The organism is Leptolyngbya sp. FACHB-8 (genome assembly GCF_014695575.1).
Lineage (GTDB): Bacteria > Cyanobacteriota > Cyanobacteriia > Elainellales > Elainellaceae > Vacuolonema.
Genome location: NZ_JACJOO010000052.1, coordinates 36,728 through 59,587, shown reverse-complemented (window position 1 = coordinate 59,587; position 22,860 = coordinate 36,728). Strand labels below are relative to the sequence as shown.

Below are 22,860 nucleotides of genomic sequence, written 5' to 3'. Positions count from 1 at the left end.
CGAGTAGGCATAACGCACAGAAAATCAACTCCGCAAAGACCTTCTAGGCATCAATTGCCCCACCACAAGAACTACCAGCCCCAGCGGTACAGCCGAAGCAATGACGATTTATTACAATGTTTCGTTGCGTAAGCCATTGAGCATTGAAATCCCGAATGTGAGGGCGCTGTTGATGCGGTGAATGGATCTCTAACTCCAGCATCTGGTTGAAGTCACAATCATACAATCGCCCATCCCATGAGATAGACAGCGTATTGCGGCACATCAAACCAGAAATGGTTGTTGGGTTGAATGAGTTGACCAGCAATTCCATATACCGTTGGAGATTGCCAGATTGCTCCAGCCATTCCAAATAGCGTGAAATGGGCATATTGTTGAGTGTAATCAGGCGATCGAAACTGACCCCTTGATGCTGCATTAATCCCGTTTTCCATTCCTGCTCCATCTTGGCCTGACTGCTCGCCAAAAAGGCACCGACCGGATTGGACATGAGCGTCAGCCTCCGCTTCGGATCTCCCTTGCCATACCCCACTTCATTTAAACGACGCAAGGCTCCGATAGATTTCTCGAAGGTGCCTGACCCTCGTTGGTTATCGGTGTTTAGTCTTCGGTAGTGCGGCAAGGAACAAACAACCTCAACACCCTGATCAGCCAGCCATTGCGGTAAATCTTGCATGCGCGGTAGCAACAGCACCGTGAGGTTACAGCGATCGATCACATGCTTGCCTCGATTAACACACTCCTCAACTAGATAGCGAAAGTGCGGATTTAATTCTGGGGCTCCTCCTGTAATGTCTACGGTATGGGCTTCGGTTTGATCGAGAGCCCGTAAGCAGGCGTCGATTGTCTCGCGATCCATGTTCTCCTGGGTGCGGTCAGGGCCAGCATCTACATGGCAGTGGCGGCAGGTCATGTTGCAGAGCTTGCCTACATTAATTTGAAAAATCTCGAGTTTGGCAGGGGATAGAGCTGTCCAACCGGCTTGGGCGATCGCCTGCCCAAAATTCCCTCCATGGGGTGTATGAGACAAATCCAGGGCTGCCAGGGTTTGAAGCTGATGATGGGGGTCAGCCAATGGCGCTTGCCTGCGATGGAGCGATGTCGTCGGCTTTGGCCCTGCGGCTTCTGTGGTGAGGTCTACTTCTACATGGGCCGAGAACGAGGCGGGTTGCGTGAGCTCAGGCATTACAAAAATTTTCCACCTTAGTATCAATTCAGTTCAATAACCGGAATATGAGCGGTGCGGCATTTGCGCTGCACCAACCCTCATACTACGGTTGCGCAACTGCGTCTAGAAATGCCTAAGCCTGCTTCAAAGGCGTTTTTCCGTGCGCTTCACGCATAAAAAGCCCTTTCAGCAGGATTTAGAACGCGCTCTAATTACATAGCTAACTGTTTCACATGGTCTAGCATTTGCATTCCATGAACGAGGGAAGCCCCCCCTCTAATGGCGGTTGCTACATGTAATGCCTCTGTCATCTGTTCAAGATCAGCGCCCTGCTGAAGACATTCTTTGCTGTAAGCATCAATGCAATAGGGGCATTGCACTGTGTGGGAAACGGCCAGCGCAATCAATGCTTTTTCACGTACTGATAAGGCTCCTTCAGCGAATACAGCACCATAGTAATCAAAGAACTTTTTAGCCAGCTCTGGATTTCCTTCGCCCACCTGAGCGAACTGAGCAAGATGCTCCGGCTTATAGTACTGATCCATGTTTGAAGCCTCCAATAATAGGGCGGTTCAGCCAATTTACAACCCCGACCTTAGATCTGGGAAGGAGCTAAGTTAATTCCGTTTTTAAATAGCGTGATGAAATGGTGTGAGGACCAATGGCCCCATATTATTTCATACCGCTATTTAGAAATACTCTTTAATCTGAAGCTTTTCTTCAGATTGATAGGTTTCCTCATTTGTCAGTGCAACGTTATGCTTGATGGGTTTCCTACTGCAATGTCAATCCAAAGATTCTATTGATCACCTGGGGAACATGATAAGCATTTCTAAAGGTACGAAAACTGTACCGCTTTAAATTGACAGAATAGTAAAATGTCTGCCTTTCACATTCTTCTACTTGAAGTTAATTTAGCTGATGCAGAAGTGGTAAAAGCCACGTTAACAGCAAGCGAATTGAACTATAAGCTGTTGTGGGTAAACACTCATACTGAGTTTATTAATGCGTTAAAAACAGATGAGTTCGACTTAATTTTAGCAAATCATGAATTACCCGATTTAGAGGGTGGTTCTACATTAGAAATTGCCCGTCATAGTTGCCCTGAAACTCCACTGATCTTTGTCACAGATCGGGTCAGCGAATCAACAGCCATCGACGCACTGGAAGCCGGCGCTGCAGGGTTTATCCTGAAGCATCGTTTAGAACGGTTAGTTCCGTGTGTGCAGCGAGTATTGCGGGCAAAGCAAGCACAGCATGAACAACAGCAGGCAGAGGCACTCTTGCGCGAACGGGAGGAAGACTTTCGGGCCATCTTCAATGTTAATAGTGTCGGCAAGGCTCAAGCAGATGCCATAACCCGTCGCTTCCTGCGGGTGGATGCCGCCCTATGCGCGATCACAGGTTACAGCGAGGCTGAATTGCTAGCGCTTACTGTGGATGACTTGAACCACCCTGAAGATCGCGATCGCGATCACCAACGTTACAAAAACTTACTGGAAGGCAAGGCTAGTGATTACCAGGCGGAGAAACGCTACGTTCGTAAAGATGGCCGTATCGTGTGGGTGCTGGTAACGGGTACGATTATTCGCAATGCGGCCGGGCAACCCCTTCGCACCGCCGCCCTGATTCAAGACATTACCGAGTTCAAGCGCGTCGAACTGAATGCTGAATTTCTTGCCCAGGTAAGTCAGAGCCTGGTTGAGACCACCCAGGTTAAGGATGTTATTCAAGCCGTGGGGGAACAGCTCCATCGCTATCTCACTATTTCATTTTGTGCCTTCGTTGACATGAATACTGAAGCCAACAAAGCAGTGGTTTATGACGAATGGCACCAAGATGACGTCCCTGGTTTAGCGGGTATTTATTCCCTACCAGAGTTGGTTACGGACGAATTTCACCAGACTGCGAAAGCCAGACAAACGATTGTCGTGCATGATGTCACAACAGACTCGCGCATTGCAGCCGCAGAACGCTTTGCAGATTTGAACATTGGTTCATTCATTAACGTTCCAATTTTCCACGAAAATGAGTGGAAATTTACGCTTGGCGTCTATCATCGGGAGCCGCACAACTGGCGCTGTGACGAAATTGAATTGATGCGCGAGTTAGCTGCACGAATTTGGAATCAGATTGAATGCCTTCGAGCTGAAGCTGCTCTCCGGGAATCGGAAGCAAAGTACCGGATGCTATTCAATTCCATCGACGAGGGCTATTTCCTGGCAGATGTCGTGTTTGACGAGAGCGATCGCCCAGTTGATGTGCTTTATGTAGAGGCAAATCCTGTAGCACGGCGGCTCGTCGGATTCAATTTTGTTGGGAAACGATTGCGTGATCTTGATCCAAGCTACGAAGCCCATTGGTGGGAGACTCTGGGTAGGGTCGTTCAGACGGGGGTTAGCGAACGCCGAGAGTTATATGCAGAACCCCTGAAGGCTTGGTTCGATGTCTATGTCTTCAAGGTTGGTGATGGCGACAGTCACCGGGCTGCTGCGGTCTTCCAGGATGTTAGCGATCGCAAACGAGCTGAACAGGAGCGTGAACAACTCCTCCATCGGGAAAAGGTTGCACGGGAGGCTGCTGAAGCGGCTAGCCGCCTTAAAGATGAGTTTCTAGCCATTCTTTCCCATGAGCTGCGATCGCCTCTGAGCCCAATTCTAGGCTGGACGAAGCTACTACAAAGCGGCAAACTCGACCCAGAGCGGCAAATTGAGGCATTAAAAACGATCGAGCGCAGCGCCAAACTACAATCACAACTGGTCGAAGACCTGCTTGACACTTCCCGCATCATGCGGGGTCGGTTGTCGTTAAGGGCAGCTTCCGTGAGCTTACCCTTTATCATTTCGGCTGCAATCGAAAGCGTACGATTAGCTGCGGAAGCGAAGACTATACAAATCAGGTTTGATGCTGATTCAGCGATCGCCCCCGTTTTTGGCGATGCAGCCCGTTTACAACAGGTTCTATGGAACCTGCTGATGAATGCGGTCAAGTTCACCCCTAATGGCGGAAAAGTCACCATTGAACTCAAGCAAATTAAAGATTGTGCGCAAATTCGGGTGATTGATACCGGAAAGGGGATTCATGCTCAATTCCTGCCATACGCATTTGAGTATTTTCGGCAGGAAGACGGCTCGATGACTCGCCAATATGGTGGATTAGGGTTAGGGTTGGCGATCGTGCGGCAAATTGTGGAATTACATGGGGGAACCGTTAAAGCAGAGAGTTTGGGAGAGAATCAAGGTGCCATCCTGACGGTAAAATTGCCCGTTATGCGGCAATCTACCCTGCATGAAACTGAGTAAACAGAAGCAGGAGTGCTCGCAAAGCCACCACTCCTGCTTCTGGCTGTAGCTATATAAAAGAAGCTTTGAATTTCTTGAGAGTTTGCCAAAAATGGATCAAACAACGGATGAGTGGAAGGGTTGTGAACTGTGTCGACGACGCAGAAATAGCCCTCCGATTAAAGCCGCAACAAAGATAGCCGTGAAATAAATCAACGTAATAAAACGGATATAGAGAGGTGGCGCAACCCCATGAACGTCTACTTCATGGGCAACTTGAATCGGTTGGAAAGAGCGAGAGAAGTTGCCTGGTAAGACAGTTGCGATCACCTGGTGAGGCGCGCCATCAAAAAATTGTGGTTGCCACGTCAACTGACCCGTTGCATCCGGAAAACCTTCAAATGTGAAAACCCGCTCATTGTGCTCCAGAGAATTAATTTGGATTTTTACGGCAACATCAGTAAGCGGGATTTTTGTTGTTGCATCGGTAACTTGCACGGTCTGGGGAGCGAGTTGCCCGACCATAGCCAGGGTATCGCCCGACAATTCCACTTGAATTCCTTCAGATGTTTGGGTGGCAGGGATGGAAGCTGAAGCCGTGCTGGCATGGTCATGGTGCTCTGTCAGCTCCGCACTGATGTTGATCACCAGCAGAATGGCGATCGCCACCACGCATCCCCCACTCAACAACATACGCACAGGCCTAGGGGCCATCTCGCCATCTTGCAGAGACTGATCACCGCCTAGCACCCAACCGCTTCCCAAACCTGCTACCAGTAAAATAGCCGCCAAAATAGCGACGTTGCGGTACTTTACAGGATTTTCAGGTACTGAGAATGACAGGGTCTGCTCGACGGGTTCAAAATCCCCAGCGCGTTGGGGTGTGACCTTTGCCTCCAGATAATAAGTACCCCGAATGGGTAGAGTTTGTTCAAACTGGAGGGTGCCCGATGGGGCGATCGCCTCCATATCCAACAATGTCGTCCCTTCCACAATGGGGAAATCAGATGATAGCCAGGGCGTTTTCGCCGGGGCTAACAAGCGGAGCTGTATCTTAGCATCCGTCAGCGGTTGTTGCTGGGCGTTCATAGCCTGCAACGTCAATTGCACGGGCTCCGTTGCCGGAATGACCTGATTTAGGGGCGGCGTTGTCTGTAACTGTAGGGTAGATTGGGATACAGCGATTGACGAGCTCCATAGCCAACACAATAGACTGGCAGCATTGGCTACCAGGAACAATCCAAAATATTTAGCAAATCTCATAGAACTACGCCAGAAAGCTTGATAACTGAATCGTTAGGCTATCGTTCAGCCGACCCATGTGCTGCACCAGAATTTATGTTGCGAGCGTCGCCTGCCCAAAGGCGATCGAACCTTAAAAGTCGCAGTTCTTAGAGAACTGCGACTTCCTAAATTCAACCCATGAGCCTAGACGTAAAGTTAGCTAGAAAGGCTATTCTTTCGTGCCCTTCGCACACGAGAAAACAACTTTTCAGCCAAACCCTAGTGGCACGCTACGCCCAACGTATCGTGGCGGGTCTGGTGGACGGCATTGTGGGCAGGAGGATAGGTCGAGAAGTAGAACGTCCACAGGGTTAACATACACAACCCGGTAAGCAGACTTGCTTGCACAGGAAGAGACAGCGTAATTTGTTGTGTACGTTTCCAGACTGAAGCTGTATTGACCATGCTCTGTACCTCGCAGATTGGTTGACAGGACGCTGACAGGCATAAAAGGTTCGGCGGGCATCCTGGCTTAGAGCGTCAAAAGCCCATCACAGTTGCGGGACAGCATCGGATTCGCACCGAATTTTCCCCATTGCTTCTAGTGGCTGAGCCCCACTAGAACCGAATTCACTCGTTAAGCAATCTTTAGATTACCACCTCTACTCCCCACCGTCGTTAAGATTCATAAGCCGCCCCACTCAATTAGGACTTACGCATGGTTGTGTGGTGAACCTCGCACACCACACAACCATGCGTAAGTCTAAGACCGTACCCGTGCTTCGTCACGATGATAAAGGATCTGGGTGGTTAAAGCTTGACTCTCCAGTGAACTGTAGCGTTTAGAGTCATGTCATCGGTGCCAGAGCGATCGCCTGAAACCTTCTAAAACAACAATTTCCCAATTGCTACAACCCATGCAGGCTTGATGTCGAGCCTGACAAAGACATGATTTCCACAATCCAAGCCGTTACTGGTAGGAGGTACGTATGAATCGTTTTTTGACCGCGATCGCTACAGTCGCAACTCTCACCCTGATTCAAAGCTGCTCGTCATTAAACACGCAGCAAACAGCAACTACACCATCCACAGAACAACACTCAGATGCTCATGGAACAAGCTCCAATGCTCACAGTAGCCATGCAGTGGAGGAAGATGTTGCTCAAGCAAAATTGATTATGACGGATACGCCTGTTCCCAATCAGGCTATCAATTTAGGCATTCATATTCAGGATGGAAAAGGGGAGGCGATCGCCCAATTCGACACGTTTCAGGAAAAAATAATGCACCTGATTGTCGTCAGCAACGATCTGCAATTTTTCAATCATTTACATCCTCAGTATCAGGGTAATGGGCTCTTTGAAGTGCAGGCACGGTTTCCCAAAGCTGGAGGCTACACTCTATTCAGTGATTACAAACCTAGCGGACACCCAGAGCAGGTTTCGGTGTTAACCACTGAGATTACAGGAGACGTTCAACCACCACCTGATATCCATTTCGATCGCACCCAGACAATTGCCAATACCCACGTTCATCTAGAGCTTTCAGAGGACACAGTGGCAGCAGGCCAAGATATGACACTGACCTTCCACCTGAGCGATCTGGATCGTCAGCCAGTGACAGACTTGCAACCCTACCTGGGTGAAGGTGGGCATTTGGTCATCATACGGCAATCTACTCCCTTAACTAGAGCCAATTACATCCACGCCCATGCAGTTGATGAAACGACTGGCCAGGTGCAGTTTCACACCCAATTTCCTGAACCAGGACGGTACAAATTATGGGGACAGTTCAACCGAAACGGTGAGATTATCACAGCAGAGTTCTGGGTGAACGTCTCCTAAAGCGATGTATCCCGTCTTTAATTGCGTGTGCATGATGGACACACACAATTAAGACATTTTTTGAATGGGTGAAGTGAAACGGGAAACTGTAGTTTCCTGTTTCACTTCACCCATTTACAGCGTTTGAAAAGCGCTGTAAATCTGGTTGTTTTTGTGGGAGCCGCGCGAAGCACGGCTCCCACAAAAACAACTATGGCTGATTCAAGCGCAAAGCGCTGTAATACCGTTTTTATATGAAGCTGCACAGAATGAGAGTGGCGGCGCGTACGCGCCGTCACTCTCATTCTGTGCAGCTTCATGTTGATTTGGTATAACAATACAAGATTAAAGACTTCAGAATCCTATCCGAAGTTTTGGTGAATAGCCCAGGCCAATGCTGAAATTACGTTTCTTGATCATCAAATGATTTCAGAAATTGTCGCAGCAATTGCACCAAGGTTTGTTCTTCCATTGTGCTAAACTGCTCCATCATTTGCTTCTCTTTAGCAAATAGGACAGGCATCACCCGATCCGTTAAATCAATACCCTTCTGTGTGAGTTGAACGCTGACACTGCGGCGATCGCCCGGATCTCGAAGACGCACCACCACACCATCCTGCTCCAGGCGATCAATGCGATTTGTCATGGCTCCCGAGGAGAGCATGAGTAAACCATACAGCTCTGTGGGTTTGAGCTGATAGGGTGGCCCCTGCCGTCGCAAAGTTGCCAACATATCAAAGGACCAGACGTTTAAACCATAGTCTGCCAAAACCTGTTCTCGGCGCTTTTCAAGTAATCGGGCAATGCGAAGAACACGCCCGATCACGGCCAAAGAGGAGACATCAAGCTGGGGAGACTCCTGATGCCACTGCTCCAGGATGTCATCAATGCGATCGCGTTCCTTTTCCATGGGACCATTATATCTTCACGTCGAGATTCTTAACCATTACTTTCACATCAATTATTTTAATACCAAGATAATTAAGCTTAAGACAACTGCGTTAACCCTCGCCCTAGAAGCCTTCAAGACATTCAATCAGAAGGCTCGATCAGGCCATATCCGTCCCAATAACCGGTAGCGCCATGTGGTGAAACGGGCGCGTCGTGCCCGTTTCACCACACTTCATCCACACGTCTGAGATATGACCGAGTAACCAGATCAAAATAGTTGCAAAAGAAGTAGTTGCAATTTCAATTATGTGGTGTTAGTCTGTATTTAGTTGCAAATGCAATCATCACAAACGCAAGCAACTTCCAAATTGTTTCTTATTCGCTTCAACTATCATTCACCTTCATTTCCTAAGGATGTGACCCATGAAACGCATTGCTTCTTCCCTGTCTGTTCTAGCCCTTTCGGTTGCGGTGTTCGCTCCAGTTGCCAACGCTGAAACCTCCGGCGATCGCGAACTCACTTCATTTAATGTGGCGAACTTGGCTTATCAAGGGCGGTTAACGGAGAACGGAATTCCCAGCTACGCTTCTCTAGAAGCCAGTGTTAGCTCTGGCACTATTACGGCTGAGGATGTAATTCAAGCCGCAATTGACTCAGGCCGTTTATCTGAAACCACCCTGCAAAACGACGCTTTTGTAACGGCCGTTGAACGCCAGTTACAAAACCTGGTGGAACAAAACTAGGCGATCGCCATTAAGCCAAGCCGTGGAGTGGGCTCTGTTACCGAATAGAACAGATAAAATACCCATTCCACACGGCACCTGGTTTATCTGCTTCGCGTTGGAGCGATCGCCAGAGTTTGAAATTGTCATTCGCACTTCATTTACCTGTAATCTCTAAGGAACATTCTGATCATGAAACGTATTGCTTCTTCTTTGATGGTTTTGGCGCTTTCTGTGGCAGCATTTGCTCCTGCGGCTCAAGCTGAAAGTAAGCTTTCCTCTTTCAATGTGGCAACCCTGGCCTATCAGGGGCGGTTGACCGACAATGGTATCCCTGGCTATGGTTCTCTGGAAGCGGGTGTGAACTCTGGCACAATTACCGCTGAAGACGTCGTACAAGCAGCGATTGATTCGGGCCGTTTGACCGAAACCACTCTACAAGACACTGAATTTGTCACGGCAGTTGAACGCCACTTGCAAAACCTAGTGGAACATAACTAACGCTCACTGAACACTCCTTATTCGTGTACGTGATACACGAATAAGGAAACCCTCATTCACCTGTAATACCAAGGAACTTTTGATGATGAAACGTCTTATATCTGCCTCTCTCATGGTATTGGCTCTCTCTATGACAGCTTTTACCCCTGTTAAAGCTGAAACGAAACTATCTTCGTTTAATGTGGCAACCCTCGCTTATCAAGGCCAGTTGACGGAACAAGGTATCCCTGGATACGCTTCTTTAGAAGCAGGTGTAAATTCTGGCCGCATCACGGCAGAAGATGTAGTTCAAGCTGCAATTGATGCAGATCGTTTATCTGAAAATACCCTGAAAGATCAGGCTTTTGTCACCGCAGTAGAACGCCATCTGCAAAACCTGGTAGACACCCAATAGGTTAGGGGCGCAGGCCACAAAATTGGATGGTCATGGGATGTGGAATACGCCCTTCAGCGATTCCACATCTTTGTCTTGCAATTTCCGTTGACAAGCAGAAGCAAATTGCCCTTGACCTTCCAGTTCACTGGAACCTTTAGAATGAATCTGTTAGAGTTTCCGTTCAGTTTCACCATTGCGGAACTGAACATAGCGATCTAAATTGACGAGGTTACCATCATGCTCGTTCAGGAAGAACTCAAGCGCATCGGCGCTGTCGCAAAAGAGAGCGGCTTGCCCATCAAAACCATTCGTTATTACGACGAATTGGGTCTGCTCAAAACCTACGGCAGAACTGAAGGTAATTATCGCCTATTCAACTCTGATGTCTTTGGTCGTCTGCGTTTCATCAAACGGGCTCAAAACCTCGGGTTAACGCTTCTGGAAATCAAAGAATTTTTAGAGGTACACGATCAGGGTGATTTGCCCTGTGATCATATCAAAGTGAAGTTGACCGATAAATTAGATGAAATTGAGCAGCAACTTCAACAACTCCAAATTCTAAAGCAGGAGTTGAAGGGTTTGTTATCTGGCTGGGAAGGCGTTCCTAATCACATAGATGAAACCATTTGCCCAATTCTTGAGCGTGTTTAGGAGATTTCTGAGAAACAATATCCCCATTATTTGGAAAAGGCGCGGCTTCGCCGCGCCTTTTCCAAATAATGGGGAAGTTCTTATCTGGAAATCTCCTTAGTACTCATTCAACTAAAGTATATCTAATGTTCTACGTTTTACTTACAGCGCTTTGCGATTGAATCAGTCACGGTTGTTTTTGTGAGAGCCGTGCGAAGCAAGGCTCTCACAAAAACAAGCAGATTTTAAGCGTTTGAAAAGCGCTGTAAGCTAGATGTGGAACATTAAACACATCTCATATTGAAAAGATGTAGGAATGCTTTTTACACTAAGGATTACGAATTAAATAAAGTTCAACATCCACTGTAAAAGCATGGCAGAGGCGGGTTTCCAGGCTGGATTTTGGGTTTTGATTTGTACGAGCTCTTGAACGAAGACCCCCCTTTGGCGATCGCCAAAGGGGGGTCTCATTTCTGTAAACGCTCAGCCAAAGTATCGTGACGAGGACAACTTGCTAGGGCAATCCAGCCTGGGTTTCATCAGAGCCAACGATGCCCACCTTGTGCCGCCACATCAGCTCACCACCATACCAACCACTTGCCACTAGCAGCCCACTAACCACCAGAGAGATGATGAGGCCAAAAGGTAGTACAAAACCAGCTGGATCACCCAAACGCAGGAACCAGTTGATAATAGATAACACGAGAGCAGCGACGTTCAATGCCACGTGAACCCAACCAGCACGGCGTTTGCGAGCGCGGGGAATGCGGATAAAGTCGAACATTCCGGTGACAGCTGCTGCAATGGCCGCTAGGACTCCGGCCCCAAGCAACCAGATAGCAGCTCTGGCCCAGAAGGGATCCTGGGTGAACCAATAGCCAACATCAAACCCAGCAGCAGCGCTCAGAAATCCAATCGGGAAAATCACAATCACAGGGTGAATGGGGTGACCGAGGATAGCGAGAGTGCTGGTAATGCCGCTGCCCCGATATTCCGTCTCGCGGCTGTCGATTAACGGCGGCACACTGGGGTAAGGCACGTTATTAGAAGAATTGGTTTGACGGGCTTCGCGAGTTTCCATTGGGTCTAACTCCGGGTAATGGTATGGCAGGATAAACCGAGAAATTTAAGCAGGCATGACAACGTTTTGGGAACGTTCAACCCGTGCTTAGTGGGAATGGGGGATTTTGGCGATCGCCTCAAACCGTGTCTTGAGCCAATTACCTGCCTCCTTCAGGTTTTGGGTAATAGGCTGCTGGGTATTCAGGAACACACGAGCACAGTTACGGCCTGGTAATCCTGAAATCGAGCCCCCAGGGTGAGTGCCCGCCCCTGTGAGGTAGAGACCTTCGATAGGGGTCTTGTAGTTGGCAATCTCTGGCAACGGGCGGAAGAACACCATCTGATCCAGCGTCATGTCGATATGGTAGTGGTTACCCTTATAGACCCCAAGGCGATCGCTCAACTCGGGCGGGCTCTCGACTCGTCGTGCAATCACCGCATCTTTGACGTTGGGAGCATATTGGGCCAACTTGTCCATGACGCGATCGGCTACTTGGTTCTTCAGCTCATCTGTCCAGCCGGTGCCCTGGTGCCCCGTACCTTCCGCGTCACGGATTTGGTAGGGGGCGAAGAACTCAATCCACAAGGTGTGCTTGCCTTCAGGGGCCATGCTGGGATCGCGCATGGTGGGCACTACAACGTACATGGAAGGGTCGGCATCGGGGATGCGTCCCATCTCAGGCAGGCTATGGGCGTCCTCCACCTGCATGAGAGAATCAGCAATAACGACGGAACCAATCAAGAATTCATCTCGATGGCCGTAAGCTTCAAAGCGAGGAGCTTCTGATAGGGCACAGTCAATTTTGAGGATAGCGTCGTTGTTGTTGACGATGCGCCGTTCCAACCGTTCATAAAGTTTGGGAGCGATCGCCCGAGCATCCTCAGGATCAAGCAATTCCAAAAATAAACGTTGGGCATCAATATTCGAAATCACCGCCTTGGAAGCGCGGTACTCCTGGCCTCCGGCAACGCGAACTCCATCTACATGCCCCTGGTTGTTGATCAACAACCGCTCCACATGCTGATCGCACAAAATAGTGCCGCCATGATCTTGCACCATATTTACCAGAGCTCGGGTCAAAGCACCGGTGCCACCTCGTGGTCGAGCCATGCCGGGGTTATGGCGCAACCCCATCATCATGCCACCGATAGCAATGGTCTTCTGGGAAGGGGGCGCCCCTAGCTCAGAGGCAAGACGGGCCAGGGGTGCTTTCACCAGTTCCGTATCAAACCACTCGTTGAGCGAGTCTTTGGGGCTGGTGAGCATCGTGCGAATCAAATCCAGTGCCTTATCAACACCTCCCACTAATCCCAACAGGTCCTGCATATTGTGCAATCCATAGTTTCCCAGGATGTCAATCACAGACTTGGGCGGGGCATTGAAAACGGGAGTAATGGCCTGGACTAACTGATCCCAAAAGGCCATGTATTCACCGTATTTTTCAGCATCGCGCTGATTATAACGGGCAATTTCAGCACAGGTTTTTTCAATGGATCGATGACCCAGAAAATATTTACCATCGGGTTGAGGGCAAAATAAAACCGGATCACAGAATAGATATTCCAGCCCATATTTTTCGAGTTCTAACTCGTTAACGACTGGGCCCAGATGGATAAATTCATGATCGATCGCACAGAGATTGAAATAAAAACCAGGAGCTTCATCTGGCAAGGACTCTTCCGTCGTCGCCGCGCCACCCGGAATTGATCGCTTTTCTAATAGAAGAACACGATACCCTGCCTTAAGCAGGTATCCGGCACAGACAAGACCGTTATGCCCTGCACCGATGATAATGACATCGTAGTCCTGCATGAATCACATAGTTTATAGTCTGTACTGAATGGTAGAGATATTCATCAAAACTCTGCTCTACCAGGGGTCTGATTCTGCTTTAGAAAAGAGAAATCTAAGGGTTAGAATTACGGGCGATCGCCTACCCCTTTAGAAGGACTCTCACTAAAAAATTCATTGTTTTTAGCAACCTCTACCCGCCAAAATTCCTGCGAATTAGGTCGCTAGGAGGAAGATATTTTTTCTGGGCCGAACTATTCTAAATACAGATCAACAAGAGTTCTAAACTCCCTTAATTAAGTAACTATAAGTATGAGTTCTATGGCTTCTTTAAGCCGTCATAGATCTATCAAAAAAAACTCTTGTGATTTTGTTTTCGACTTTATTGTCGACAATGTTGCTAATAAAGCAAATTGCATTCATTCTCTTAAAAATTTTCGTTAAGTAACATCAAACAAACTGTGATCGCCATGTTGATTTTTCCCAGTCCTACCCCATCTCCTGGCACGGGTGTACCCTCTCCGGAACCCAGCCCCATCCCATTCCCCGATCCCACTCGCGTACCGGAGCCCAGTCCCATCCCCAGCCCAGATCCCGTACCAGAACCCACAACACCCCAACCGGGAGAACCCCTGCCCGTGCCTCCACCTACGCCGCCAGATTTTTAAGGCACAGCGTAGCAAACAGAAGGCAAACACTAAACGCAGCTCTCCCAACTCTTCAAATAGGCTATGGTTTTGAGCGGAAGCCTCAGGTTCCCGCTCAAAACCATCGTTGCTGTTATGCCACCATCGCGACGTCTCATTGGGTTAATTCCTGCGGCAGGGCAGGGGACGCGAATAGGGCCATTGCCTATGAGCAAAGAGCTATTTCCCCTGGGGTTTTGGCCTGCTGATGCAGAGGGAAGGCGATCGCCCCGCGTCGTCGCACACTATCTTCTCGAAAAGATGCAGCGGGCTGGAGCCGAACTGGCCTTAATGATTCTACGTCCCGACAAGTGGGATATTCCAGCATTTCTAGGGGATGGAAGTGCGTTGGGAATACGGTTGGCCTACCTCACAGTGCATGTGCCCTTTGGGGTGCCCTTTAGTCTGAACCAGGCCTATCCCTTCGTGCAGGATGCGACGGTACTGGTTGGCTTTCCCGACGTTTTATTTGCCCCTGACGACGCCTATGGACAGTTGCTGGTCCGGGCACAGGAAACGGGAGCCGATGTAGTGCTGGGCCTTTTCCCAACGGATCAACCTCAAAATGTGGGAGTTGTCGAGTTTGATGAAACAGGTCGAGTTCTTGGAATTTATGAGAAGTCGTCGTTTACGCATCTGCGGTATATGTGGGCGATCGCCCTCTGGCAAGCTTCCTTTACTGAGTTCCTGAACACCTTCGTTGAGGCACGCTTGTATGACCTTGTCGGCAACACCCCCATCCAAACTCTAACCACCCTCCCCAATTACATCGAAATTCCCATTGGGGATGTCATTCAAGCGAGCATCCAAGCAGGGCTACAGGTTGAAGCCGTCGTGTTTGAATCAGGCTGGTTTTTAGACATTGGTACCCCTGCCAACTTGGCAAAGGCTATTCAAATGTTTGGAACAGCATCTCCATAGCAACGCTTCTCGCGTCATTTAAAAATACTCTGGACAGTTTTTCTGAAACCTTTGATTTTGCGCGCGCGAAGCGCGCGCAAAATCAAAGGTTTCAGAAAAACTGTCCGCACTAATGATTTAACAGTATGTTTTTATTGAAATTAGGGCTTACACAAGTCCAGCATTTTTAACAGAGATGCGGCAGTTCTGTAAATATAAAAAGTTGCAGTTCTTCAGGGAACTGCAACTTCTAATTTTTTAGATTCTGAAGCGTTACATAAGCCGAAGTAGCCGTTTAACTTATGCGACTACATTCCCCCAGGACCACCTCCAGGAGGCATCATGCCATTACCGCCTCCAGGAGGCATCATCCCTCCCCCTTGCGAACCACCACTCTGTGGGCCACCCCGCCCAGGGCCGTGCTCCTGAAGTTGAGCTCGTTGCTCATCCGTCAACACATTGCGTCGCTGCTCCATGCTGTTTTGCATGATGGTGCGCAGTTGTTCATGTTGCTCATCGCTCAGCCCCAGGGATTGAATCACCATAGGGAAGGGTTCCCCTGACTCCACGCCTTCCTGGAAATTCTGCCGTTGCTCTGCGGTAAAGACATTGGCAATTTGCTCACGGGTTTCCCGGCGAATCTGTTGCATCTGCTCTTTCTGGGCATCCGTTAGTTCAAACGGTGGCTGCATCATCCCTCCCCTGCCGGGGCCGTTACCTCTAGAACCGGGTTGAGCCTGGCCCTGGGCAGGCGGAGTCTGGTTTTGAGCCGTCCGGGTTTGAGCATCAGCCATTAAGGGAGCGATCGCCAAAGCCAGAGCTGACACACCACCCATCACTGCCGTCATCATCCATTTGCGATTCATACCAATCTCCTGTGAGGAATTCGTTTGATAGTTTTATCGTAGGAAGATAGGGCAGGTGCTTACCTGAAGCAAACGTCACGAGTATACCCGTGACTTTAGTCATGATCGCGCTCCTCAGAGACTACGGTACTGTAGGGATATCGCGTGGTTCATAACCTGTGGAGCGTCCCATTACCCCCCGTAATCATCCCTTCCCATTTCTGCTACATCTGGAATGGGGGTTATTGGCGATCGCCCTCCTCAACGACACATTTCTGCCAGTACCTCCGCCACCACCGCACCATTTTGGGCCGCCGCCACCTTCCTTCCCCGTTATGCAATACATCAGCATCCTGGGGTTTGGTGCTATGGGTCTACGGTTGCCCATACGACTTCCAGTCGCCATTCTCTATACATTGCTGCAGTTTGGCTGGCTGGCTCTGGCTACCATCAGCAGCGGCCAACGGTTACAAGTATTTCCAGTGCTCTACATCGTGCTGGTGATTCGCAGTTGCCTGATGTATCGCTTGCCTGGGCGCATCACCGTAACATTTCTCGCCTTCTGGATGTTTGCTACTCTGACGGCCTTACGGCTGCGGCTGCGAGATTGGGCTCCCTCACCAGAGTTGGGCGATCGCCTGCGTCCCGTTGTCAGCGCCTTTGCCGTGAACTCTCTGCTCACTTTTGGGCTCGCACTGGTCTTCGTGTTATTTCTCGTCAATGCTTTAATGGCCGAGCGGGCCAGTCGCCAGCGATTAGCGGATGCCAATCGCCAGCTGCGTGACTATGCCCTCCGCGTCGAAAACCTTGCGATGTCTCAGGAACGGAACCGCATTGCGCGTGAGATTCACGACTCCCTGGGCCACTCCCTCACGGCCCTCAATCTACAACTGGAAACGGCTCTCAAACTATGGCCTCGCCAACCCGAAAAGGCTCAGCAATTCCTTAAAGAAGCGAAGCAACTCGGCTCAACTGCATTACAGGATGTGCGTCAATCGGTTGCAGCCATGCGTACAGATCCGTTGCAACGGCAGTCGTTGGAAGAGGCGATCGCCACCCTCGCCCGAGACTTTGAAAAAAACACAGGGATTGCTCCCACCTATTCCATCCACCTTTCTCAAAACCTGCCCTCTGATCTCCGCACCAGTCTTTACCGCATTATTCAAGAAGCCCTTACCAACATCGTCAAACACGCTCATGCCAGCGAAGTTACGATTCAACTGCACAACCTACCCACAGGGCTGACCCTCCGCATCATCGACGATGGCCGTGGCTTCGATCCTCAACAAAACTCCACAGGCTTTGGTCTGCAAGGAATGCGCGAACGTGCTTCGACCCTGGGAGGCCAATTCCGAGTACATAGTGCTCCCTATCAGGGCACTACTATCGAGATTGAAATTCCCCCTGAGCTATCCTGATCCAGCTACAGGCATGGAGAAGGCGATCGGTTTCACGTTCCTAAAACACATCCCCTGAAGCAATGCCATGATTCGACTGTTGATTGTGGATGACCAGCACCTGATTCGCCAGGGCCTACGCACACTGCTGGAGATGGAAGCCGACATTGAGGTAGTAGGGGAGGCAGATACGGGCGAGAAGGCAGTACAGCAGGCTGTAGCCCTCCATCCAGATGTCGTTCTGATGGACATCCGCATGCCAGAGATGGACGGCGTTGCCGCGACCGAGATTATCTGCCGTCAGACTCCAGCTTCCAAAGTGCTCGTTCTCACGACCTTCGACGACGATGACTATGTTACGGCCGCCCTCCGCCAAGGGGCTGTTGGCTACCTGCTGAAAGACACCCCCTCCGAAACCCTCGCTGACGCTATCCGCGCCGCTCACCAGGGGTACACCCAACTCAGTCCCGGCATCCTGACAAAACTCACGGTCTACCTCAATACTCCCTCTACCCCACCCCCGCCCCCCGAGCTTCAGCACCTAACCCCCCGCGAACGGGAAGTTCTGAAACTCATTGCCACCGGAGCTAGCAATCGCGAGATTGCAGAGGCACTTTACCTTTCGGAAGGAACCGTGAAGAACCACGTGACAAATCTGCTGGCGCGGTTAAATTTGCGCGATCGCACTCAGGCTGCCCTTTTCGCCCAAACTCACCGCGATGCTCTTTGACCCTTCCTACTTTTGTGTGAAACTTCAGCAATGCTGAGGTTTCACACAAAAGTAGAATTTTTTTTACGCTTTCCCCTGACAAATGCCTAAAAGCAATGTTATATTGTTTTACGCCAGTTGCTGGTGTAGCTCAGCTGGTAGAGCAGCTGATTTGTAATCAGCCGGTCGCAGGTTCAAATCCTGTCACCAGCTTCAAGAAAAGCCAATTTCCACAAGCGTTTTGAGAGAGCTCAAGACGCTTTTGTTTTAGGCGATCGCCCTTTCAACATCCTTTCTGCAACAACGATGTTGCTAAGGGTCTTGTATTGAACGACAGGTTATTTTGTTGGCGATGCTAAGAATGGCATTGCAAGCCGCGTTTTACGTCCATTTTCAGCCTTCATCCCGTGATGCATTTAACGCGATATGCTGCTCTAGCCTTTGTAACGCTTCTTCCAGATGGTTGTATCTCACCTCCAGAAATAAGAATCCCTGCCTTATAGTGAAACGGCCCGTGTCTATAAAGCACGAGCCGTTTCCAGAAGATTGAGGCTAACTTAGCTAGGCGTTCGCTGTTGCTGGGTAACAAACACTCGTTCCACCTAGACCGCAGTAACCCCCTGGATTCTTAGCCAGGTACTGCTGGTGATAGTCTTCTGCATAATAGAACTCCGGAGCATCCAGAATTTCTGTTGTAACCGCAGGATAGCCAGACTCTTTCAACACCTCTTGATAGCGCTGAAGTGAGTCCTCGGCTAGCTTGCGTTGCTCAGGAGAATAAACGTAAATGCCAGAACGGTACTGGGTTCCTACATCATTACCCTGGCGCATTCCCTGGGTTGGGTCGTGACTTTCCCAAAAGACCTTTAGTAAATCCGCATAGCTGAGTTTCTGGGGGTCAAAGACGACCAGCACCACTTCGTTATGCCCGGTCATCCCAGAGCACACTTCCCGATAGGTTGGGTTGGGCGTAGAGCCAGCTGCATAACCGACAGCAGTAGAATAAACACCGGGTTGCTGCCAGAAGCGGCGTTCAGCTCCCCAAAAACATCCCAATCCAAACACCGCTGTCTCCATACCCGCCGGAAACGGAGGCTGAATGGGATTCCCATTCACAAAATGACGATTGGTTACAGGCATTACTTCTGCCCGTCCAGGTAGAGCTTCAGACGGGGACGGTAGATTTAATTTTTTACCGAATCCAAATAAGACCATAGGTTTGTGGGGACGTTTGGCTAATTCCCCTTTATGGTAGAGCATTCTTACAAAGAGCAAAGGGGGGCATTTCCGAACCAATGCCCCCCACAGCTCTACACGTTAATCTTGTGCGTTAAACGCACCGAAATTAACCTGGCGTGAGCTGTACAATTAGCGCACGTTTATCCAGGGATTGCAGCTTACCAGCTTGGCCGATATCCGCGACAATCTTGTCGAGGAGATCGACCGCGCGATCGCGGTTCTGGTTTTCCCGACCCCGAAGTCGAATCTGGAACTTTACAGAATCGCCCTTGCTCAGCCACTCAATTGCTCGCTCAATCCGCAGGTGGTAGTCAGACTCACCCACATTGGGCCGTAGCCGTACTTCTTTGACGGTAGGCCGAGCACTCTGCTTCTGCCGTTTCTTTTGCTGATATTGCAGCTTGCCGTAATCCAAAATTTTCGCGACTGGCACTTCTTTGCCTTCGCCCACCACGACTAGATCCAGACCCGCCTCCCCTGCCATCCGCAAGGCTTCGCGGGTATCTGTCAAACCGTGGTTTGTATTTTCATGGTCAATCAACAGAACTTGAGGAGCTCTAATTTGACGGTTGATCAGTTGTTTTGTAACGATAATGGTGCCCTCCCGCTTTAGGGGATAGTTGTTAGTACACACTACCAGGATAGCGCAGGGAAACTTGCTAAGGCTTTGTTAAACGTCATATCTAACCGTGGATAACCGGCCTCAACAGCGTGGATTTATTCACGATTTATGATCTCGAACCCTGTTCTTTTCAGAAAACCGTGGGCACTCTAAAGGGCGATCGCCTCCCTAAATCCCTAATTCCAGCGTTAGACTGGAGGGAAATAACCTCAAATTCCCCTAGGCTCTTCTGTGTGGTCTCAATTTGTTGGGCTATTATCAGCCAGGTCCAGGGGGTCACTGAAATGTTAGTTTTCGTAGGCTTTGCACACGAAAGTTAATTGCTTTCAGAGCTTTTCGAGCCTCCTTGAAGGGGAAGGAAGAGGGCGATCGCAGGCTGGATGGGCGGGAATCCACCCAATTTTTTGGGGGATTTTGCCGGTCGATAGAGGGCAGCCTGATCGACGTTTGGCATCAAAAAGATTTACAATTATTCAAAGATTGGTACTGTCGCCACAGGCATCCAGAGGTTTTCTCATGCTCCGAGTGGTTTAGCCCCAGCCCGCGCTGGCTATGAAGGACAGCGCCGATTCCCTCTGAGTAAACCTTGAAGGTGATCACCACGCGGTTAGCAGCACCTAACTAGAGAGCAACTATGAAAGACATCACGCGCTATCGAAACATTGGTATCTTCGCGCACGTAGACGCCGGTAAGACCACCACTACCGAACGGATTCTGAAGCTCACCGGGAAAATCCACAAAATCGGTGAAGTTCACGAAGGTGCGGCCACCACTGACTTCATGGTGCAGGAACAAGAGCGGGGGATCACGATTCAATCGGCGGCGACCTCCTGCTTCTGGAAAGATCACCAGTTCAATATTATTGACACCCCCGGTCACGTTGACTTCACCATTGAGGTGTACCGCTCTCTGAAGGTACTGGATGGTGGGGTTGGTGTGTTCTGTGGTTCGGGCGGTGTAGAGCCTCAGTCCGAAACCAACTGGCGCTATGCCAACGATTCCAAAGTCGCCCGCATCATTTATGTCAACAAGCTTGACCGGATGGGCGCTGACTTCTACCGCGTGGTGAAGCAGGTGGAAGACATCCTGGGAGCGAAGCCCCTGGTGATGACCCTGCCCATCGGGGTGGAAAGCACTTTCACCGGTGTAGTTGATGTACTGACTGAGAAAGCTTGGATTTGGGATGACTCTGGCGACCCAGAGAAGTACACCATCGAAGCAGTTCCCGCCGATATGGTCGATCAAGTCGCGAAGTATCGCGAGATGATGATCGAAACGGCTGTGGAGCAGGACGATGAATTGATGGAGAAGTACCTGGAAGGGGAAGAACTCTCTATCGACGAAATCAAGAGCTGTATCCGTAAGGGCACCATCAACCTGTCCTTCTTCCCCACCTACTGCGGTTCCTCCTTCAAGAACAAGGGTGTGCAGCTCGTTCTCGACGGTGTGGTTGATTACCTGCCCAACCCCACGGAAGTGCATCCTCAACCTGAAGTGGATTTGGAAGGAAACGAAACCGGCAAATTTGCCGAAGTTGATCCAGCCAAACCCATGCGAGCTCTGGCATTCAAGATTATGGATGACCGCTTCGGTGCGTTGACCTTCACCCGGATCTACTCCGGTACCCTGAAGAAGGGTGACAACGTGCTCAATACCGCTACTGGTAAGACCGAGCGGATTGGCCGTCTGGTGGAAATGCACGCCGATGACCGGATCGAAATCGATGAAGCCCAGGCGGGTGACATTGTTGCCATCGTAGGTATGAAGAACGTTCAGACGGGTCATACCCTCTGCGATCCCAAGCAACCTGCGACCCTGGAACCGATGGTGTTCCCCGAGCCCGTTATCTCCGTTGCCGTTGCTCCTAAGAAGAAGGGCGAGAACGAGAAGATGGGTATGGCTCTCAGCAAGATGGTGCAGGAAGATCCTTCCTTCCACGTCGAAACTGATCAGGAAAGTGGCGAGTGCATCATCAAAGGGATGGGTGAACTGCACCTGGATATTAAGGTGGACATCCTCAAGCGTACCCACGGCATCGAAGTGGAAGTGGGTAAGCCTCAAGTGGCCTACCGTGAATCCGTCACCAAGACCCTCTCTGATACCTATGTTCACAAGAAGCAGTCAGGTGGATCGGGTCAATACGCCAAGATTGACTACGTCATCGAACCGGGCGAAGCCGGAACAGGCTTCCAGTTTGAGTCTAAGGTTACTGGGGGTAACGTACCTCGGGAATACTGGCCTGCGGTTCAGAAAGGCTTCCAGGCCAGCATCGTCAAGGGTGTACTGGCAGGTTATCCTTGCGTAGACCTGAAGGTCACTCTGACCGATGGTGGCTTCCACCCTGTGGACTCTTCGGCGATCGCCTTCGAAATCGCTGCCCGTGCTGCCTATCGTCAAACCCTACCGAAGGCGGGTCCTCAGTTGCTGGAACCGATCATGAAGATCGACGTGTTCACGCCTGAAGATTACATGGGTGATGTCATCGGTGACCTCAACCGTCGCCGGGGCATGATCCGCTCCCAGGACAAGACCCCCATGGGTGTTCGAGTCAAAGCGGAAGCACCTTTGAGCGAAATGTTCGGTTACATCGGTGACCTGCGGACGATGACGTCCGGTCGTGGTCAGTTCTCCATGGAGTTCTCCCACTACGCGCCCTGCCCCAACAACGTGGCAGAGGTGGTTATCAAGGAAGCCAAAGAGCGTCAGGCAGCGGCGGTATAAAACCCACAACGCGGTATCTAGCGTTAGTGCCTAATTAGGAAAATCCCGAGTAACATCCGTTACTCGGGATTTTTTTTCCTATATCGCATGAGGCCCTAAAGCTTTATCTGGACTTACGCATTTGTGTTGTGGGTGGTGTACTTCGCACACCACCCACAACACAAATGCTCTATACGTGGTGGACTTGCGTAAGTCCTGTTTATTTTTCTTAGGCTAAAAGCGCAAGAAAAATAAAGCTTTAGGGCCTTTGTTTCGAGCTTTAAACTGCA

22 protein-coding genes, 1 tRNA gene and 1 riboswitch are annotated in these 22,860 nt (G+C 50.0%); of the genes, 12 read left to right on the top strand and 11 right to left on the bottom strand.

Annotated features, from left to right (window positions below; all coding sequences use genetic code 11):
- Nucleotides 1-43: 43 nt before the first annotated feature.
- Nucleotides 44-1,186 (bottom strand): arsenosugar biosynthesis radical SAM (seleno)protein ArsS, encoded by a 1,143-nt coding sequence (gene arsS, locus H6F91_RS12320; RefSeq protein WP_190773498.1) that lies wholly within the window; start codon nucleotides 1,184-1,186, stop codon nucleotides 44-46.
- Nucleotides 1,187-1,380: 194 nt separating this feature from the next.
- Nucleotides 1,381-1,713, bottom strand: coding sequence for an arsenosugar biosynthesis-associated peroxidase-like protein (locus tag H6F91_RS12315; protein WP_190773499.1), 333 nt, complete (start codon nucleotides 1,711-1,713; stop codon nucleotides 1,381-1,383).
- A gap of 333 nt (nucleotides 1,714-2,046) precedes the next feature.
- On the opposite strand from H6F91_RS12315, the gene H6F91_RS12310 reads away from it, so the two are divergent.
- Complete coding sequence (locus tag H6F91_RS12310) at nucleotides 2,047-4,470, top strand: PAS domain S-box protein (protein ID WP_190773500.1); 2,424 nt, start codon at nucleotides 2,047-2,049, stop codon at nucleotides 4,468-4,470.
- Between the two features lie 96 nt (nucleotides 4,471-4,566).
- Here the strand turns inward: H6F91_RS12310 and H6F91_RS12305 are convergent, their stop codons facing one another.
- A complete protein-coding gene (locus tag H6F91_RS12305; protein ID WP_190773501.1) occupies nucleotides 4,567-5,712 on the bottom strand; it encodes a hypothetical protein in 1,146 nt (381 codons plus the stop codon).
- A gap of 240 nt (nucleotides 5,713-5,952) precedes the next feature.
- Nucleotides 5,953-6,138: a CbtB-domain containing protein gene (locus H6F91_RS12300; RefSeq protein ID WP_190773502.1), complete on the bottom strand. Its 186-nt coding sequence runs from the start codon at nucleotides 6,136-6,138 to the stop codon at nucleotides 5,953-5,955.
- 34 nt (nucleotides 6,139-6,172) lie between these two features.
- Nucleotides 6,173-6,317, bottom strand: a riboswitch (cobalamin riboswitch).
- Between the two features lie 345 nt (nucleotides 6,318-6,662).
- Here H6F91_RS12300 and H6F91_RS12295 point away from each other — a divergent pair.
- Nucleotides 6,663-7,517: a hypothetical protein gene (locus tag H6F91_RS12295; protein ID WP_190773503.1), complete on the top strand. Its 855-nt coding sequence runs from the start codon at nucleotides 6,663-6,665 to the stop codon at nucleotides 7,515-7,517.
- A 382-nt stretch (nucleotides 7,518-7,899) separates the two neighbouring features.
- On the opposite strand, the gene H6F91_RS12290 is transcribed toward H6F91_RS12295, so the two are convergent.
- Nucleotides 7,900-8,406, bottom strand: coding sequence for a MarR family transcriptional regulator (locus H6F91_RS12290; protein WP_190773504.1), 507 nt, complete (start codon nucleotides 8,404-8,406; stop codon nucleotides 7,900-7,902).
- 404 nt (nucleotides 8,407-8,810) lie between these two features.
- Between H6F91_RS12290 and H6F91_RS12285 the strand changes: the two genes are divergently transcribed.
- From H6F91_RS12285 to H6F91_RS12270, 4 genes are all read left to right on the top strand, one after another.
- Entirely contained in the window at nucleotides 8,811-9,131 is a 321-nt protein-coding gene (locus H6F91_RS12285) for a hypothetical protein (RefSeq protein ID WP_190773505.1), read from the top strand.
- A gap of 171 nt (nucleotides 9,132-9,302) precedes the next feature.
- A complete protein-coding gene (locus tag H6F91_RS12280; RefSeq protein ID WP_190773506.1) occupies nucleotides 9,303-9,611 on the top strand; it encodes a hypothetical protein in 309 nt (102 codons plus the stop codon).
- 130 nt (nucleotides 9,612-9,741) lie between these two features.
- Nucleotides 9,742-10,005: a hypothetical protein gene (locus H6F91_RS12275; RefSeq protein ID WP_206754932.1), complete on the top strand. Its 264-nt coding sequence runs from the start codon at nucleotides 9,742-9,744 to the stop codon at nucleotides 10,003-10,005.
- Between the two features lie 219 nt (nucleotides 10,006-10,224).
- Complete coding sequence (locus H6F91_RS12270; protein ID WP_190773508.1) at nucleotides 10,225-10,638, top strand: MerR family DNA-binding protein; 414 nt, start codon at nucleotides 10,225-10,227, stop codon at nucleotides 10,636-10,638.
- Between the two features lie 493 nt (nucleotides 10,639-11,131).
- On the opposite strand, the gene H6F91_RS12265 is transcribed toward H6F91_RS12270, so the two are convergent.
- Both H6F91_RS12265 and crtO read right to left on the bottom strand, forming a co-directional pair.
- Entirely contained in the window at nucleotides 11,132-11,698 is a 567-nt protein-coding gene (locus H6F91_RS12265) for a DUF2231 domain-containing protein (protein ID WP_190773509.1), read from the bottom strand.
- A gap of 87 nt (nucleotides 11,699-11,785) precedes the next feature.
- Entirely contained in the window at nucleotides 11,786-13,492 is a 1,707-nt protein-coding gene (gene crtO, locus H6F91_RS12260; protein WP_190773510.1) for a beta-carotene ketolase CrtO, read from the bottom strand.
- A 449-nt stretch (nucleotides 13,493-13,941) separates the two neighbouring features.
- Between crtO and H6F91_RS12255 the strand changes: the two genes are divergently transcribed.
- Together H6F91_RS12255 and H6F91_RS12250 are read left to right on the top strand one after the other, a co-directional pair.
- A complete protein-coding gene (locus H6F91_RS12255) occupies nucleotides 13,942-14,139 on the top strand; it encodes a hypothetical protein (protein ID WP_190773511.1) in 198 nt (65 codons plus the stop codon).
- Between the two features lie 114 nt (nucleotides 14,140-14,253).
- Nucleotides 14,254-15,078 (top strand): sugar phosphate nucleotidyltransferase, encoded by an 825-nt coding sequence (locus tag H6F91_RS12250; protein WP_190773512.1) that lies wholly within the window; start codon nucleotides 14,254-14,256, stop codon nucleotides 15,076-15,078.
- Between the two features lie 287 nt (nucleotides 15,079-15,365).
- Here H6F91_RS12250 and H6F91_RS12245 read toward each other — a convergent pair whose 3' ends face one another.
- Nucleotides 15,366-15,923, bottom strand: a complete 558-nt coding sequence (locus tag H6F91_RS12245) for a hypothetical protein (protein ID WP_190773513.1) — start codon at nucleotides 15,921-15,923, stop codon at nucleotides 15,366-15,368.
- A gap of 158 nt (nucleotides 15,924-16,081) precedes the next feature.
- On the opposite strand from H6F91_RS12245, the gene H6F91_RS12240 reads away from it, so the two are divergent.
- From H6F91_RS12240 to H6F91_RS12230, 3 genes are all read left to right on the top strand, one after another.
- Nucleotides 16,082-17,320, top strand: coding sequence for a sensor histidine kinase (locus H6F91_RS12240; RefSeq protein ID WP_190773514.1), 1,239 nt, complete (start codon nucleotides 16,082-16,084; stop codon nucleotides 17,318-17,320).
- A 67-nt stretch (nucleotides 17,321-17,387) separates the two neighbouring features.
- Nucleotides 17,388-18,029 (top strand): response regulator transcription factor, encoded by a 642-nt coding sequence (locus H6F91_RS12235; RefSeq protein WP_190773515.1) that lies wholly within the window; start codon nucleotides 17,388-17,390, stop codon nucleotides 18,027-18,029.
- Between the two features lie 119 nt (nucleotides 18,030-18,148).
- Nucleotides 18,149-18,221: transfer RNA gene (locus H6F91_RS12230), tRNA-Thr, on the top strand.
- Between the two features lie 348 nt (nucleotides 18,222-18,569).
- Here H6F91_RS12230 and msrA read toward each other — a convergent pair.
- The 3 genes from msrA to H6F91_RS12215 form a co-directional block, all read right to left on the bottom strand.
- Complete coding sequence (gene msrA / locus H6F91_RS12225) at nucleotides 18,570-19,223, bottom strand: peptide-methionine (S)-S-oxide reductase MsrA (RefSeq protein WP_190773516.1); 654 nt, start codon at nucleotides 19,221-19,223, stop codon at nucleotides 18,570-18,572.
- Between the two features lie 130 nt (nucleotides 19,224-19,353).
- A complete protein-coding gene (gene infC, locus H6F91_RS12220; protein WP_190773517.1) occupies nucleotides 19,354-19,881 on the bottom strand; it encodes a translation initiation factor IF-3 in 528 nt (175 codons plus the stop codon).
- 304 nt (nucleotides 19,882-20,185) lie between these two features.
- Nucleotides 20,186-20,323: a hypothetical protein gene (locus H6F91_RS12215; RefSeq protein WP_190773518.1), complete on the bottom strand. Its 138-nt coding sequence runs from the start codon at nucleotides 20,321-20,323 to the stop codon at nucleotides 20,186-20,188.
- Nucleotides 20,324-20,503: 180 nt separating this feature from the next.
- Between H6F91_RS12215 and fusA the strand changes: the two genes are divergently transcribed.
- A complete protein-coding gene (fusA, locus tag H6F91_RS12210; protein ID WP_190773519.1) occupies nucleotides 20,504-22,591 on the top strand; it encodes an elongation factor G in 2,088 nt (695 codons plus the stop codon).
- The last annotated feature ends 269 nt before the right edge of the window (nucleotides 22,592-22,860 follow it).